This is a genomic window from Janthinobacterium agaricidamnosum, from assembly GCF_003667705.1.
In the GTDB taxonomy this organism is placed as follows: Bacteria; Pseudomonadota; Gammaproteobacteria; order Burkholderiales; family Burkholderiaceae_D; genus Janthinobacterium.
The window spans coordinates 3,893,323-3,907,947 of the sequence record NZ_CP033019.1 but is presented as its reverse complement, the minus strand read 5'-3'; the positions used below and the strand labels follow the sequence as shown (position 1 = coordinate 3,907,947).

13 protein-coding genes and 1 riboswitch are annotated in these 14,625 nt (G+C 64.5%); of the genes, 6 read left to right on the top strand and 7 right to left on the bottom strand.

Annotated elements, in window-relative coordinates:
- Positions 1 to 29: 29 nt before the first annotated feature.
- The 5 genes from D9M09_RS17625 to D9M09_RS17605 form a co-directional block, all read right to left on the bottom strand.
- A complete protein-coding gene (locus tag D9M09_RS17625; protein WP_070223934.1) occupies positions 30 to 701 on the bottom strand; it encodes a hypothetical protein in 672 nt (223 codons plus the stop codon).
- On the bottom strand, positions 698 to 1,723 hold the full coding sequence (locus tag D9M09_RS17620) for an MlaD family protein (protein ID WP_121670018.1): 1,026 nt from the start codon (positions 1,721 to 1,723) through the stop codon (positions 698 to 700). The genes D9M09_RS17625 and D9M09_RS17620 overlap by 4 nt, the downstream gene beginning before the upstream one ends.
- A 55-nt stretch (positions 1,724 to 1,778) precedes the next feature.
- Positions 1,779 to 2,594 carry an MlaE family ABC transporter permease gene (locus tag D9M09_RS17615; RefSeq protein WP_121671138.1) on the bottom strand — a complete coding sequence of 272 codons (816 nt, stop codon included), beginning with the start codon at positions 2,592 to 2,594 and terminating at the stop codon, positions 1,779 to 1,781.
- A gap of 210 nt (positions 2,595 to 2,804) precedes the next feature.
- Positions 2,805 to 3,128, bottom strand: coding sequence for a hypothetical protein (locus tag D9M09_RS17610; RefSeq protein WP_070223930.1), 324 nt, complete (start codon positions 3,126 to 3,128; stop codon positions 2,805 to 2,807).
- Positions 3,129 to 3,262: 134 nt separating this feature from the next.
- Entirely contained in the window at positions 3,263 to 4,135 is an 873-nt protein-coding gene (locus tag D9M09_RS17605; protein ID WP_121670017.1) for a LysR family transcriptional regulator, read from the bottom strand.
- Positions 4,136 to 4,256: 121 nt separating this feature from the next.
- Between D9M09_RS17605 and D9M09_RS17600 the strand changes: the two genes are divergently transcribed.
- A complete protein-coding gene (locus D9M09_RS17600) occupies positions 4,257 to 5,627 on the top strand; it encodes an MFS transporter (RefSeq protein WP_121670016.1) in 1,371 nt (456 codons plus the stop codon).
- 7 nt (positions 5,628 to 5,634) lie between these two features.
- Here D9M09_RS17600 and ribB read toward each other — a convergent pair whose 3' ends face one another.
- Entirely contained in the window at positions 5,635 to 6,282 is a 648-nt protein-coding gene (ribB, locus tag D9M09_RS17595) for a 3,4-dihydroxy-2-butanone-4-phosphate synthase (protein ID WP_121670015.1), read from the bottom strand.
- A gap of 94 nt (positions 6,283 to 6,376) precedes the next feature.
- Positions 6,377 to 6,527, bottom strand: a riboswitch (FMN riboswitch).
- A gap of 185 nt (positions 6,528 to 6,712) precedes the next feature.
- Between ribB and D9M09_RS17590 the strand changes: the two genes are divergently transcribed.
- From D9M09_RS17590 to D9M09_RS17570, 5 genes are all read left to right on the top strand, one after another.
- The gene (locus D9M09_RS17590; protein WP_121670014.1) at positions 6,713 to 9,556 is read left to right on the top strand and encodes a M16 family metallopeptidase; all 2,844 of its coding nucleotides are present in this window, start codon (positions 6,713 to 6,715) and stop codon (positions 9,554 to 9,556) included.
- 95 nt (positions 9,557 to 9,651) lie between these two features.
- Entirely contained in the window at positions 9,652 to 9,849 is a 198-nt protein-coding gene (locus D9M09_RS17585; protein ID WP_010399555.1) for a hypothetical protein, read from the top strand.
- Between the two features lie 122 nt (positions 9,850 to 9,971).
- Positions 9,972 to 11,531, top strand: coding sequence for a methyl-accepting chemotaxis protein (locus D9M09_RS17580; RefSeq protein ID WP_070223920.1), 1,560 nt, complete (start codon positions 9,972 to 9,974; stop codon positions 11,529 to 11,531).
- A gap of 87 nt (positions 11,532 to 11,618) precedes the next feature.
- Positions 11,619 to 12,488, top strand: a complete 870-nt coding sequence (locus D9M09_RS17575; RefSeq protein WP_121670013.1) for a ThiF family adenylyltransferase — start codon at positions 11,619 to 11,621, stop codon at positions 12,486 to 12,488.
- A complete protein-coding gene (locus D9M09_RS17570; RefSeq protein WP_070288671.1) occupies positions 12,489 to 13,589 on the top strand; it encodes a nitroreductase family protein in 1,101 nt (366 codons plus the stop codon).
- A gap of 19 nt (positions 13,590 to 13,608) precedes the next feature.
- On the opposite strand, the gene D9M09_RS17565 is transcribed toward D9M09_RS17570, so the two are convergent.
- Positions 13,609 to 14,601 carry an EDSAP-1 family PEP-CTERM protein gene (locus D9M09_RS17565; RefSeq protein WP_121670012.1) on the bottom strand — a complete coding sequence of 331 codons (993 nt, stop codon included), beginning with the start codon at positions 14,599 to 14,601 and terminating at the stop codon, positions 13,609 to 13,611.
- Positions 14,602 to 14,625 lie beyond the last annotated feature (24 nt).

The following is a 14,625-nucleotide window of genomic DNA, read 5'->3' as shown; positions in this document are numbered from 1 at the left end:
CCGCCTGCCTTGGGCCGCCATCGGCGCGCTCAGGGGGCCGGCGGCTGCTCGACGACCGCCATGCGCCGCGCGATGCGCTGCGCCGCTTGCGTGTCGCCCGCCTGTTCGGCGCGCAGGCGCTGCACGCCCAGCCAGGCCAGCAGCGGACGGCGCCAGCCCTGGTCCGAGGCGGTGGCGACGGCCGTGTCGAGCAGCGCCGGCGTGGCACGGCCCGAGCGCAGCAGCACGCCGGCCGCCACCAGCCGCGACAGCGGGTCATCGATGGCCGCCACGGCGCTGGCGGCGGCCGTGTCGGATGCGGCGCCTGCTGCCGCCCGCTGCGCTTCCGGCAGCAGGGCGACATCGGCCCCTTGCGCCTTGCCGGCCAGGTAAGCCGCATAGGCGCGGTCGGCGTCGTTCGCGTCCGCTTGCAGCGCATCGAAGCCGCCGCAGTCCTCGAAGGCCAGGCTGGCCACGCGCGCGGCGCAGCGCAGCAGTTCGATGCGCGCCACCAGTTCGAGCTTGCCCGTGCCCGCCACCTGGCTGCGGGCGCGCCGGAATTCCGTCTGTTCGACGAGGGCGTTGCCGCCCAGGTAGGCCGCTTGAAACCGTTCGACGGAACTTTGCGCATTCATTTTCCAGTCGGGCACGGGCGGGCCGCTGGAGCAGGCGGCGAGCAAGGTGGACAGCAGGGCGGCGAGGGCGGGGCGGGACATTTTCATGGCAGTTTGATCTCCGGATTGCGCTTGAACGGCCATTTGCGGTTGATTTCATTGACCAGCTGTTCGACCTTGCGCAGATTGCTTTCCACATCGGCGCGCAGCGGGCCCAGGTCGGCCGTGGCCGCCCTGGCGTTGGCGCCCACGGCTTGCGCCTCGACCAGCACGGCGTCGACTTTTTTCAGGCTGGCGCGGGTGTCGGCCAGCAGCGCGTTCAGCTGCACGATGGTCGCTTGCGCATCCGTCATCACGCCCTTGTCGCCAAACACGCGCGTATCGGCATTGGCCACCAGACCATCCGTGCGGCGCGCCAGCTGGTCGGCAGTGACCAGCAGGGCGTTGGCCCGCTCGACGAGCAGGCGCGACTGCTTGTCGTCGCCCGTCAGCAAGCCCATGGCGCCGCCGGGGCCGCTCAGCTTGCCCGTCACGGCCTGCACATTGCGCAAGGTGCCGTCGAGCGCGGAATCGCTGCCCGTCAGGGTCGCCACGTTGTTCAGCAAATCCTTGGCGGCGGCCAGCAGGCGGGGGATTTCCGCCGCCATGTCGCCCACCAGCAAGTCGCGCGTGGCGTCGTCGGGCAGCGGCGGGTCCGTCAGGATGCCGCTGTAGGCGCGCAGCTTGGCGCCGCCCACGATGCCCCGCTCCAAGGTGAAGATGGAGCTGCTGCGCAGCCAGTGCGCGTCCTTGCGCGGCACGTCGACGATGACGCGTGCGCGGCCGTCCGGCGCCAGTTCGATGCGCTGCACGCGGCCGATGGGAAAGCCGGAAAAGGTCAGGTCGGCGCCCACGCCCACGCCGTCCGAGTCATCGGCCGTCAGCACCAGGGTTTGCGTGGCTTCGAAGGCGCCGCGCGCATACATCAGGTAGACGACGGAGCCGACCACCAGCACGAACATGAAGATGAGCAGGATGGCCGCCTTCAGTTCGGCGTGGCGCACGGGCGGCGGGGCGGGCAGGACACTATCTTGCGCGAGACCGGCGGGCGCCGTGACGTCGACCTGGTCGGGATTTTGCGGTTGGCTCATGGCTTTTGGCTCTCGTATGGGTGGTTCGGGATCGCTGGCGGTGGCGGGCGGGGCATCAGTAGTAATTGCCCATCAGCGAAGCCACTTCGATCAGCAGGATGACGGAAAACAGGCGCAGCATTTCGGACAGGCCGTGCGCGGCCCACAGGCGGTTGCGCCGGCCGTGCGGGTCTTCCGGATAGTACGAGGAGGCCAGCGGGATCAGGGCCACGGCAAAGCTGAAGAAGATGACCTTGAGCATCAGGATCAGCGCCACGGCCGGATTGAAGATCTGCCCCACCACGCGCGTGTAGCCTTGCAGCGCCCATGGCGTGAAACCGTAGATGGTGAGATAGGCGAGGATCAGCGAGGTGACGCAGCTGACGATGGCCAGCATCCACACGGCGAAGATGCCCGACATGACACGTGGAAAATATTCGCGGCGCAACAGGTCGATGCCCTGGCGCTGCATGGTATCGAGCATGCCGGACGAGCGCATTTGCGCGAAAGCAATGCCGTCGGGCAGGGTCAGGCGCAGGGCCACGAACAGGGCGGCCGTCAGCGGTATCAATTCCAGCACTAGCACGCGCACCACCATTTCCAGCGCATAGCGCGACAGGCCGTAGCTTTGGGCGCTGACGACGACGATGCGGATCAGCACCAGGCTGACGAGCGCGCAGGCCACGCTGAACCACACGAGATTGGGCGCCGTGTTCGTTACCAGCCGGTGCGCGAGGATGGGGCGGTTGTCGCGGTTATAGCTCGATGGCGACAGGGCCAGCGAAAACACGAGGATGGCGAAATGCAGCATGCGCCACCAGCTGACCAGCCAGGCCATGGTGGCCCGGTGCAGGCGGCGCAGGCTGATGATGAGGGAGACGGATAGGGTCATCATGGCATCTTAACATCTGCCCGCCCGCCGGGCACGTCAGGCGTGCGCGCTGAAGTAGGTCGTAATAAATTATTGTGATTTCTGACTTCCATAACCGGCGCTCTGCGGCGTTACCCGCTGCTAGCAGTGCCTGCACTGCGTCGCAACGGGCGCCTTTCAGCGCATCCGGTTCTGTTCGTCATAACTTCACAATAATTTCCCACGACCTACTTACTCAAACAGGGCGAAGCCGGCCATGACGACCATCAGCACGGCGATGTATTGCATCGGAATCCAGAACAGGGTGTGGCGCTGGCGCAGGATCACGCGCTCCTGCGTGGCCGGGTCGATCAGTTCGCGTCCGGGCGCGCTGTTCAGGCGTACGCCCGCATACCAGCTGGCGGCAGCTGCCAGCAGGAAGGCCAGGGCCAGGGTCCATGTGTGGCTCTTTGTATAGGCCTCGCCCAGGGTGGCGCCAAACAGCGCTTGCGCGGCCAGTACGACGATCAAACAGATAAGGGGGCCAAGTATGCCGAAGCCTTGCCAGATAAGCATAAAAATTCTCCAGGGGGATTGAGGGATCCCGCGGCGATTGGCGGCGGCTGTGCGCGGCGGGGAGAGGAATTTTATCAGATTCGCAAGAGATAAAGTTTCTTTTGGGAATGATTTTTTTGGGGATGGACTTGCGCCTAGTGCGCCGGGCCGGCCACGCTGGCAATGATGGCGTCAGCCGCCGCCCGCACGCGGGCCGAGCGGTTCAGGTCCGCGTGCATGACCAGCCACACGTCGTAGCTTTCCGCCCGCTCGGGCCAGATGCGCACGAGCTGCGGGTCGATGTCGCCTAGATGAGTCGCCAGCTCGGCCACGCCCAGGCCCGCGCGCGTGGCTTCCTGCAGCATGGCCGCCGAGTTCACTTCCATGGCGACCCGGGCGTTGGCGACGGATTCGCCGGCGATTTTCTCTGCGTGGCGCGGCGTCACGGACTGGTGGTAGATGACGATGTCGTGGCCGGCCAGCGCCGTGCCGCGCACGGGTTCGCCCCGTTCGGCCAGATAGGTTTTCGAGGCGTACAGGCCAAGGCTGCGTTTGACCAGGTGGCGCGAGATCAGGTCCGGGTCGGTGGGGCGCACGCCGCGCACGGCCAGGTCCGCCTCGCGCCGCGTCAGGCTGGCCAGCGCGGGCGCCACGTTGAGCACGATGCGGATGTCCGGGTGGGCCGCGTGCAGCCGCTGCATGGCGCGGATGACGAAATGGCTGGCCATGGTGTCCGTGGTGGCCACGCGCACCATGCCGCTTAAACGGTTGTCGACGCCCTGCATCTCGCGCTGCAGCTTGTCGGCCGCCCGCTCCATTGCTTCGGCCGCCGTCAGCGCCAGCTCGCCGGCCGGCGTGGGCACGTAGCCCGATGGCGTGCGCAGGAACAGGGTGGCGCCCAGCGAGCTTTCCAGCGCGGCCAGGCGGCGCCCGCACGTGGCCTGGTCGATGCCCAGCAGGGCGGCCGCGCCGCGCAGGGTGCCGGCCCGCCCGATGGCGAGAAAGATGCGCGCGTTATCCCAATCCAAGCTGCTTCTCCTATTGCTTATTGTGATGCATTTTTGCATCAATGCGCCGAGTTTATGCCTGTTTACTGCATCATGCAACGCTCGCATAATGGCCGTCCCCCCTGTTACTGCAAGGAGTACCATGTCTGTTCCCACACCGCGCCGCGCCAACGGCTTGATCTTGCTGACCCTGGCCTTCGGCTTCGTCATGGCGATGCTCGACGTCACGGCCGTCAACGTGGCGCTGTCCGATATCGCGCTGGACTTGCATATCCCGCTGACGGGCCTGGTCTGGGTGGTCGACGGCTACACCTTGACGTTTGCCGCGCTGCTGCTGGCCGGCGGCGCGCTGGCCGACCGCTACGGGCCGAAAGCCGTGTACCAGGGCGGCCTCGGCGTCTTCCTGCTCGGCTCGGTGCTGTGCGGCGCCGCGCCCGACGGGTATTTCCTGACGGCCGCGCGCCTGCTGCAGGGGGCGGGCGCGGCCCTGTTCATGCCCAGTTCGCTCAGCCTGCTCACGCACAGCTTTGACGACGAGCGCGAACGCACGCGCATGCTGGGTGCCTGGTCGGCGCTGGTGGGCGTGGCCGGTGCGTCCGGCCCCTTGATCGGCGGTATCCTCGTGCACGAGTTCGGCTGGCGCAGCGTGTTCTGGGTGAACGTGCCGCTGGGCGTGCTGGCCATCGTCATGGCGCAGCTGCTGCTGGTCGCGCCGGCGCGTCAGCCGCGCGATTTGTCGCTGTTCAGCCATGCACTGGGCGTGGCCGCGCTGGCGGGCCTCAGTTTCGTGCTGATCGAAGGGCCCGTGCTGGGCTGGCTGTCGCCGGGCGTGCTGGCGGCGGGGGCCTTGACGGTATTGTCGGCAGGGCAATTGCTGCGGCGCGAGCGCAGCGGCAGCCATCCGCTGTTGCCGCGCGCGCTGTTTCACAGCAGCAGTTTTGGCGCGGCCAATGGCGTGGGTTTTTTGATCAATTTCTGCGTATTCGGCCAGCTGTTCTTATTGAGCCTGTTCCTGCAGCAGTCGGGCGGCGCCGACGCCCTGCAGTCGGGCTTGCGCCTGCTGCCCATGATGGCGGCCTACACGCTGGGGAACTTCATGGCGGGAAGTATCGCGGCGCGCCATGGCACGCGTAGGCCCATGCTGGCCGGCTTGCTGGTGGGCGCCGTGATGGCCTTGCTGCTGATGGGCTTGCGTCCGGGCACGCCGTATGGCTGGCTGGCGCTGGGCACGGCTGTGATGAATGTGGCCATCGGCATCGCCATTCCCGCCATGACGGCCACCGTGATGCGGGTGGCCGGCAAGCCGCATGCGAACAGCGCGGCGGCCGCCCTGAATGCCAACCGCCAGATCGGCGCCCTGGTGGGCGTGGCCCTGATCGGCAGCATCCTGCACATGTTGCCCGAATGGTCGCTGCGCCTGCCGCTGGCCTACGCGACGATTGCCGCCGCGTATGGCCTGGCGGCGGGCCTCGTCTACCGGCATGTGCATGTGCCGAAGGCCGTGGCCGCCTGAAGCAGGCTTACTGTTCGCGCGTGCTGCGCCATTCCACCAGTTCTTCGATGGTGAGGATCGGCATGCCGTGCAGTTCGGCGAAGCGTTCGATATCGTCGCCGCGCATCATGGTGCCGTCCGGATTCATCAGCTCGCACAGCACGGCGGCCGGGTTCAGGCCCGCCATGCGCGACAGGTCGACGGAGCCTTCCGTGTGGCCACGGCGCTCGAGCACGCCGCCCGGCGCGGCGCGCAGGGGGAAGACGTGGCCGGGGCGCACCAGGTCGGCCGGTTTGGCGTCCGGCGCGATGGCGGCGCGGATGGTGGTGACCCGGTCGGCGGCCGACACGCCCGTCGTGACGCCGTCGCGCGCCTCGATGGAGACGGTAAACGGCGTGCCGTAGCGGCTGCCGTTGTCGGGCGACATGGGCGGCAATTCCAGCGCGCTGACGACATCTGTCGGCAGGCACAGGCAGACGATGCCGCTGCATTCGCGGATCAGCAAAGCCATGGTTTCGTTCGTCAATTTTTCGGCAGACAAGATCAGGTCGGCTTCGTTTTCACGGTCGAAATCGTCGAGCAGGATGACGGGAATGCCGGCGCGCATGGCGGCCAGGGCGGACTGGATGCGACCTTCCAGGTCGTTGGAAAGCAGGGTATAGCTGTTGACTAACATGGTGAAACGCTCCTCGCATAGGCGAAAAACGCTGCAGGGCAAGCGAATAGACGCAACTGACCGCATCGCCGTGGCGACGGGACATCACACTACTGCACATCTTCTTTCATCCGGACTATACCGTCGGCCCCGGAATCACACCGGATCTGCTGACCTCATCAGGCGAAACCTGACAAGCGCTCGCGGGCTTGACCGTTGCCGGTCTTACCGCCGGTGGGGAATCGCACCCCGCCCCGAAGACGTATTGTTGTGCCGGTCCACATGACCGGCGGCAATACTTTAGCACAATTGAAAAAAGCTGGCAGGACACCGTTGAGTTTGTCATTCGGCAAAGTTGCCTGGGAAAAGCGGTTTTTCCTAAGCTGTTTTTAATGGCGGAAACAGAATTTCAGTGTAAGGTATGGCTACTGAATTTTACCGTTGAGAATACATGAAGCTGAGTAAATTACGCCTGATTTCGGGCGCCGTCTTGCTGGCGTGCGCCTGCATGGCCCAGGCGGAAATCCGTTTGACCGATCCCCTGCCGCTGGCACCAGAAGTTACCGTCGGAAAACTGCCGAACGGCTTGACCTACTACATCAAGAAAAATGCCCGTCCCGCGCAGAAAGTGGAATTGCGCCTGGTGGTGAAAGCCGGCTCCATCCTGGAAGATGACGATCAGCAAGGCCTGGCGCATTTCACGGAGCACATGGCCTTCAATGGCTCCACGCATTTCAAGCGCAATGAGCTGATTTCCTATTTGCAATCGATCGGCGTGAAGTTCGGCGCCGACCTGAATGCTTACACGAGCTTCGATGAAACCGTCTACGTGTTGCCGATTCCCACGAACAAGAAGGAAAACCTGGAAAAAGGTTTTCTCGTGCTGGAAGACTGGGCGCACGGCTTGAAATTCAATCCGGCCGACATCAATAGCGAGCGCGGCATCGTGCTGGAAGAGGCGCGCCTGGGCAAGGGCGCCAGCGACCGCATGAACAAGGTGCTGTATCCGAAGCTGCTGAACGGTTCGCGCTATGCGGAACGCATGCCGATCGGCAAGGAATCCGTGTTGAAAACCTTCAAGCCGGAAGCCATTAAGCGTTTCTACAAGGATTGGTATCGCCCCGACCTGATGGCCGTGATGGTGGTCGGCGACGTGGAGCCGAAACAGGCTGAAGCGATGATACGCCAGCATTTCGGCAAGCTGAAAAACCCCGCGAAACTGCGTCCGCGCCTGTATGCGGAAGTGCCGCAGCGCTCGCAGACGGAAGCGGTGGTGATCACGGACAAGGAAGCACCGGACGACAGCGTCTTCATCCGCTACCCGATCCGCGCCGCGCAGGAGCCCGTCACCATTGCCGACTACCGCCGCCAGATGATCGAAAACCTGTACGGGCAAATGCTCAGCGCGCGCATGCAGGAATTGACGCAGCAGGCCAACCCGCCGTTCATCCAGGGCGGCAGCAGCATGGGCAAGCTGGTGCGCGGCTATGAATCGTTCAGCGCCTATGCCTTGCTGGGCAAGGGCGGCGTGCAGCCGGCCGTCGATGCACTGGTGCAGGAAGACGAGCGGGCGCGCCGCTTCGGTTTCAGCCAGGATGAACTGGACCGCGCGCGCAAGGACATGCTGCGCAATTACGAGCGTGCGTACAGCGAACGCGACAAATCCGATTCGGCCGGCTTCGTGGCCGAGTATTCGCGCAACTTCCTGGAGCAGGAAGCCATTCCCGGCATCGCCAATGAATTGCTGTACGCGAAGGAACTCTTGCCGCAGGTAACCTTGCAGGAAATCAACGAAACGGTGGCCAAGGTGATTCCCGACCAGCAAAAGAAGCTGGTGGTCTTCATGGGCGCCGAACCGAAAGCGGGCGATGCGACGTCCAGCGTGCCGACGCAGCAGCAATTGCTCGACGCCGTGGCGAAGGCCGAGCAGCAGAAGGTCGAGCCGCGCACGGAAAAAGTGCTTGCCAGCAAGTTGATGGACGGTCCGCCGGCCGGCGGCAGCATCGTTTCGGAAAAGTTGAACAGTGCCATCGGCGTGACGGAACTGACCTTGGGCAATGGCGTGCGCGTGCTGCTCAAGCCGACGGACTTCAAGAATGACCAGGTACTGATGGGCTCGACGCGCTTCGGCGGCCAGTCGCTGTTTGGCGACGCCGACATCTACAACGCCCGCTACGCCAGCGCCGTGGTCGGCAGCATGGGTCTGAAGGATTTGGCGCCGCTGGACTTGCAAAAAGTATTGGCCGGCAAAACGGTCAATGTGGGCGCTTCGCTGGGCGAACTGAGCGAAGGCTTTGGCGGCTCGGCCAGCAGCGCCGATGTGGAAGCCATGTTGCAGCTCGTGTATTTGTATTTCAATGACGTGCGCAAGGATGCGGGCCTGTACCAGTCCTTCATCGGCAAGCAGCAGGACCTGGCGAAAAACAGCATGGCGCAGCCGGAAGCCGTGTTTTACGATGCCATCCAGCACGCCATGTATGGCGATAACCCCCGCGTCGATGGCGTGCCGCGTGCGGCCGATTTCGACAAGGTGGGCCTGGACCGCTCATTGGACATCTTCCGCCAGCGTTTTTCCAGCGCGCGCGGCATGACCTTCATCTTTGCGGGCAGCTTCGAGCTCGACAAGATCAAGCCGCTGATCGCCAGCTACCTGGGCACCTTGCCCGTGGGCGAGGTGGCGCACGCCTACCGCGACGTGGGCATGCGCCCGGTGACCGGGGTCGTCAAGAAGGATATCTATATGGGCAGCGAGCCCAAGAGTACGATTTCCATCACCTTCAATGGCGACGTCGCGTATTCGGACGAGCAAAAGCTGACCCTGCAGGCGCTGGGCGAGGTGCTGAACCTGAAAGTCATCGAAGTGCTGCGCGAAAAGATGAGCATGATCTATGGCGGCGGCTTTGAAACCTCGATGGGCCAGCATCCGTACGGCCATTATTCGGTGGCCTTGAACTTGCCGACGGGACCGGAAAACGTGGACAAGGTGATCGCCGCCGCCTTTGCCGAAATCAACAAGATGAAGGCGGATGGGCCATCCGTGGCCGACCTGGAAAAGGTCAAGCTGAACTGGATCACGCGCCAGCAGAAATCCCTGCGCGAAAACAACTACTGGATGAATCAGTTGATGGGTTCGGTGACGCAGGGGCGCGACCCCGCGCACATTCTGCGCTATGAGCAACGCGTGCGCGCCATCACGCCGCAAGCCGTCAAACTGGCGGCGCAGCGCTACCTGGACATGCACAATTATGTGCAGGTGGTGCTGTATCCGGAACGTAAAAATGTTGCAGCCAAGTAATCCTCGTGTTTGATCTGCATGGGCGGCAGCGTGGCGAAGCTGTTAAACTGCCGCTTATTGATGTGATATCGCAATTTAACAAGCAAGGAAATACGATGGCTAAGAAAGAAGAGCTCGATCCGGAAACCCTGGAGTTGATCAACTGGTGTATCGAGGTCGAAGGCTTCCTCGTGGCTGGCGGCGCCACCGTGGCGCAGGCGCAGGACCACATCGAAGAGCAGGTCGAGTGGTTTACCGACCAGTTCTACGACGGCTTGACGCCGGAAGAGGCGGCCAAGGAAGCCTTGGCCTGACCTTTTAAACACGACTTACAGCGGGCGGTGCCTGCCGGGCACAGCCCGGTAGCGCCGCCCGTTTTGCTTTTCTGAAAAGATTTCCATCGGGCAATTAAATTTCCTATTCACTCCAGGCACCCATGACACTCCGTTCACGCATTCTCCTCCTGTGTTTCAGCACCTTGCTGGGCATCGTCCTCATCGCTTCCTTCTCCCTGTATTCCCTGCGCCAGACCATGATGGCCGAGCGCGTCGAGCAATTGACGGTGCTGGTCGAATTGGCCAACGCATCCGTGGAAAAGGCGTACGCGCTGGAACAGTCGGGCAAGCTCACGCGGGAGCAGGCCCAGCAGCAGGCCAAGCTGGCTATCGGCAGCTTCGTCAAGGACGAAATGTATTACTTTGTGCGCGATTTCAGCACGGACTTGCTGTACGTGCATCCGAATGCGTCGCGCATCGGCACGCCGCAAAAGAACATGAAGCAGTCGGGCGACCGCTACCGCGCCGCGCTGGCCAACAGCCGCATCGGCCTCGTGCAGGCGGACGGCACGAGGCCGGGCGTGCCCGATCCCGTGGCGAAGATGTATGCCGTGGTGAAATTTGCACCGTGGGACTGGCTGATCGGCACGGGCACGTATATCGATGACATCAACCACAAATTCTGGGCCCAGGCGGGCGTGCTGCTGGCCATCGGCGGTGCGCTGATGCTGGTGGTGGGCGCGCTGGCGGCCCTGATGCTGCGCCGCATCCTGGCCCAGCTCGGTGGCGAACCCGACTATGCCGCCGCCATCGTGGCGCAAATCGCGCAGGGCGACCTGACCACGCAGATCGACACGCGTCCCGGCGATACGTCCAGTCTGTTGATGGCCATCAAGGCCATGCGCGACAACCTGGCGCATCTGGTGAGCCAGGTGCGCAGCGATGCGGAATCGATTTCCACGGCATCGGGCGAGATCGCCTCGGGCAACCACGACCTGTCGGCGCGCACGGAGCAGCAGGCGGGATCGTTGGAAGAAACGGCATCGACCATGGAAGAAATGACCTCGACCGTGCGCCAGAATGCGGACAATGCGCGCCAGGCCAACCAGCTGGCCATTTCTGCCTCGCAAGTGGCGACGCAGGCCGGCGGCGTGGTGAGCCAGGTGGTCGACACCATGGGCGCCATCAATGCCTCGTCGAAGAAAATCGGCGACATCATCGCCGTCATTGACGGCATCGCCTTCCAGACGAATATCCTGGCCCTGAATGCGGCAGTGGAAGCGGCGCGCGCGGGCGAGCAGGGCCGTGGTTTCGCCGTCGTCGCCAGCGAGGTCCGCAACCTGGCCCAGCGCTCGGCCAGTGCCGCCAAGGAGATCAAGCAACTGATCGACAGCTCCGCCGAGCAAGTGGGCGCCGGTGAAAAACTGGTGGCGCTGGCGGGCGAAACGATGGAAAAAGTCGTCTCCAGCGTGCAGCACGTGACCGATATCGTGGCCGAGATTTCCTCGGCCAGCGCCGAGCAGAGCGCCGGCATCGAGCAGATCAACCAGGCCATCGTCGAGATGGATAACATGACGCAGCAAAACTCGGCCCTGGTCGAGCAGGCGTCGGCGGCAGCGCAGGCCATGAACGAGCAGGCGGCCGGGCTGGCGCAGATCGTCAGCGTATTCAAGGTGGGCGCCGTGGCGCCGGCCGCGGCGCAGCGGCGCCTGACGCGCTAGCCGCTTTTTATCTGTCACGGGGGAACTTATCCCCGGCTCACCTGTCCAAACTTTTTCGTCCGCAATGGATGCACAGAAGAGGTGAGCATGACAGAAGGTTTTTCCTATCACGCGGCATTTGCCCGCAACCTGGGCTGGGTCACGCAGGCGGAGCAAAACAGCTTGCGCGGCAAGCGCGTGGCCATCGCGGGCATGGGCGGCGTGGGCGGCGTGCACTTGCTGACCCTGGCGCGGCTGGGCATCGGCGCCTTCCACATCGCCGATTTCGACACCTTCGATATCGCCAACTTCAACCGCCAGGCCGGCGCCATGATGTCGACCCTGGGCCAGCCCAAGGTGGCCGTATTGGCGCAGATGGCGAAGGACATCAATCCCGAACTGGAGATTAAACAATTTCCCGACGGCATACACGACAGCAACCTGGCGGAGTTCTTTGCCGGTGTCGACCTGTACGTGGATGGCTTGGATTTCTTTGCCTTCCCCGCGCGCCAGGCCACCTTCGCCACGTGCGCCCGCCTGGGCATTCCCGCCATCACGGCCGCGCCGCTGGGCATGGGCACGGCCGTGCTCAGCTTCATGCCGGGCGGCATGACGTTCGAAGAGTATTTTGGCTGGGGCGACTTGCCCGAGGAAGAAAAGGCCCTGCGCTTTCTCGTCGGGCTGGCGCCGTCCGGCTTGCACGGCCCCTATCTGGTCGACCCGTCCGCCATCAACCTGAAGGAGCGGCGCGGACCGTCGACCATCATGGGCTGCCAGCTGTGCGCGGGCGCGGCCGCCACGGAAGCCTTGAAAATCCTGTTAAAACGGGGCAAGGTGATGGCGGCGCCGCACGGCGTGCATTTCGACTCCTACCGCAACAAGCTCGTGCATACTTGGCGTCCAGGCGGCAACCGTCATCCGCTGCAGCGCTTGACGATGGCCATCATCAAGCGGCGCCGCGCCGCACAGGGGGCATAAATGGCGCAAGCATTGCTGAACGATCCCGTGCTGGAAAACATCCTCGAGCAGGCGCGCTGGGCGCCCAGCGGCGACAATACGCAGCCGTGGCGCTTTGAAGTCGTGGACCAGCGGCACGTGGTCGTGCATGGTTTCGATACGCGCAGCCATTGCGTGTATGACCTCGACGGCCATCCCAGCCAGCTGTCGCTGGGTGCCTTGCTTGAAAGCATGGCCCTGGCGGCCAGCTGTCACGGCTTGCGCATGGAAGCGCGCCGGCGTTTGTCCATGCCCGACACCTTGCCCACCTTCGACGTACGGCTGGTCGACAGCCCGGGCATGCTGCCCGATCCGCTGGCGGCCTTCCTGCCCCGGCGCAGCGTGCAGCGGCGCCGGCTCAGCACGCGCAGCCTGCGCGCCAGCGAAAAGGCGGCATTGGCGGCCAGCTTGCCGCCCGGCTACGGCGTGCAGTGGTTCGAAGGCGGGCGCGCGCGCCTGGCCTGCGCGCGGCTGATGTTCGACAATGCGAAGCTGCGCCTGACCATGCCCGAAGCGCACAAGGTGCACCGCGACGTGATCGAATGGGGCGCGCGCTTCAGTGCCGACCGCATCCCGGAGCAGGCGCTCGGCGTCGATGCCATGACGGCGCGGCTGATGCGCTGGGTCATGCACAGCTGGCGCCGCGTGGATTTTTTCAATACCTGGCTGGGCGGCACGATTGCCCCGCGGCTGCAGATGGACTTGCTGCCGGGCCTGTATTGTGCCGCGCATTTCGTGCTGCTGGCCGATGCGCCGCCGCGCCATATCGACGATTACGTGGCGGCCGGCCGCGCCATGCAGCGCTTCTGGCTGACGGCCACGCAACTGGGACTGCAATTGCAGCCGGAACTGACGCCGCTGATCTTTGCCCGCTACGTGCGCGAACGGCGCGCCTTTTCGCGCACCGATGGCATGCAGGACATGGCGCAGGAGCTGGCCGTGCAATGCCAGGGCGTGCTGGGGGAGGCGGCGGTCGAGCGGGCCGTGTTCCTAGGGCGCATCGGCGCCGGGCCGGCGGCCAGTGCGCGCTCGCTGCGCCGTCCGCTGCAAGACTTGCTGGTGGCGCCCACGGCTGGGCCGTGAGGCGTGACTCCCTGCGCGGTCAGCGCCGCCGCCGTGGCGCCAGGGCAGCCAGCGCGGCCAGGCCCGCCACCAGCAGCGGCAAGGTGCCCGGTAGCGGTATCGGCGTGTCCGTCGGCACATAGGCCAGTTCGGAACTGTTCAGCATGTTCAATACCAGGGTATAGCTGCCTGCCACCAGATTGTCCGTGACGGCGCCATACTGCCCGCCGCACGTCGTGCCGATGCCGGTGCCCGTGGGCGCGCCGCAGCCGCCGGGATCGTAGGTGAACACGCTGCCGCTGGTCAGCGGCGTTTGTGCGTACCCTGTATTGAGGCTGGCGGCGTCGGCCAGTTCGGTGCCGCCCAGGATGCCGGAGCCCAGGTTGCCGTCGGGGGCCCAGTTGAAGACGATCTGGCCATGTTCATCGATGATGGTAAACGTCATCGCCATATTCGTCGTGGCCGCCGAGCCCGTGCCGGCCAGGGCATCGAGGTACAACTGCATGAAAGGCAGGGCCTGGAAGTCGAAGGCCAGGGTCGCGCCCGGTTGGCCGACGACGAAATTGACGGTCATCGCGGTGCTGGAACCGTTGCGTCCCGAGGCGTCGGCGCTGCCGCCGCCCGTGAGGAAGGTTTCCGCCGCATTCACCGTGTGCGTGCTGGTCGAGCCTGGCGGAAAGGGGGGGATTTGCGAGGTGACGATCTGCGCCTCGCCGCGCGCAAACGAGGCCGTGCCCATGCCTTGTTGCGTAAAATCATTTTCCCCCTTGGTGACGGCGCCGCGTGTCGCTTGCTGCGCATCGATCTCGTTGCTGCCGCCGTGGATGACGCTGCTGCCATTGAGCGTGGCGGTGGTGCGCGACAGGTCGATATTGCTGACCAAGGTGGTGGAGCCGGTGGGGTTGCTGATGACGAGGCCAAAGACGCTGGTGTACGAATAGCCATAGGCGGCGGCGCCGGCAGTGCCGCTGCTGCCCAGCAACAGCAAGGCCAGCAAGGCCGTTGACAAGCGGGTACAAGAAAATGTAGTCATGAAAATCCTCATCTGCCGGTCGGC

Excerpts from the sequence above, each read along its gene's own strand:
- D9M09_RS17625 (WP_070223934.1), bottom strand. The coding sequence starts at position 701 with ATGAAAATGTCCCGCCCCGCCCTCGCCGCCCTGCTGTCCACCTTGCTC.
- D9M09_RS17620 (WP_121670018.1), bottom strand. The coding sequence starts at position 1,723 with ATGAGCCAACCGCAAAATCCCGACCAGGTCGACGTCACGGCGCCCGCC.
- D9M09_RS17615 (WP_121671138.1), bottom strand. The coding sequence starts at position 2,594 with ATGACCCTATCCGTCTCCCTCATCATCAGCCTGCGCCGCCTGCACCGG.
- D9M09_RS17610 (WP_070223930.1), bottom strand. The coding sequence starts at position 3,128 with ATGCTTATCTGGCAAGGCTTCGGCATACTTGGCCCCCTTATCTGTTTG.
- D9M09_RS17600 (WP_121670016.1), top strand. The coding sequence starts at position 4,257 with ATGTCTGTTCCCACACCGCGCCGCGCCAACGGCTTGATCTTGCTGACC.
- ribB (WP_121670015.1), bottom strand. The coding sequence starts at position 6,282 with ATGTTAGTCAACAGCTATACCCTGCTTTCCAACGACCTGGAAGGTCGC.
- D9M09_RS17590 (WP_121670014.1), top strand. The coding sequence starts at position 6,713 with ATGAAGCTGAGTAAATTACGCCTGATTTCGGGCGCCGTCTTGCTGGCG.
- D9M09_RS17585 (WP_010399555.1), top strand. The coding sequence starts at position 9,652 with ATGGCTAAGAAAGAAGAGCTCGATCCGGAAACCCTGGAGTTGATCAAC.
- D9M09_RS17580 (WP_070223920.1), top strand. The coding sequence starts at position 9,972 with ATGACACTCCGTTCACGCATTCTCCTCCTGTGTTTCAGCACCTTGCTG.
- D9M09_RS17575 (WP_121670013.1), top strand. The coding sequence starts at position 11,619 with ATGACAGAAGGTTTTTCCTATCACGCGGCATTTGCCCGCAACCTGGGC.
- D9M09_RS17570 (WP_070288671.1), top strand. The coding sequence starts at position 12,489 with ATGGCGCAAGCATTGCTGAACGATCCCGTGCTGGAAAACATCCTCGAG.
- D9M09_RS17565 (WP_121670012.1), bottom strand. The coding sequence starts at position 14,601 with ATGACTACATTTTCTTGTACCCGCTTGTCAACGGCCTTGCTGGCCTTG.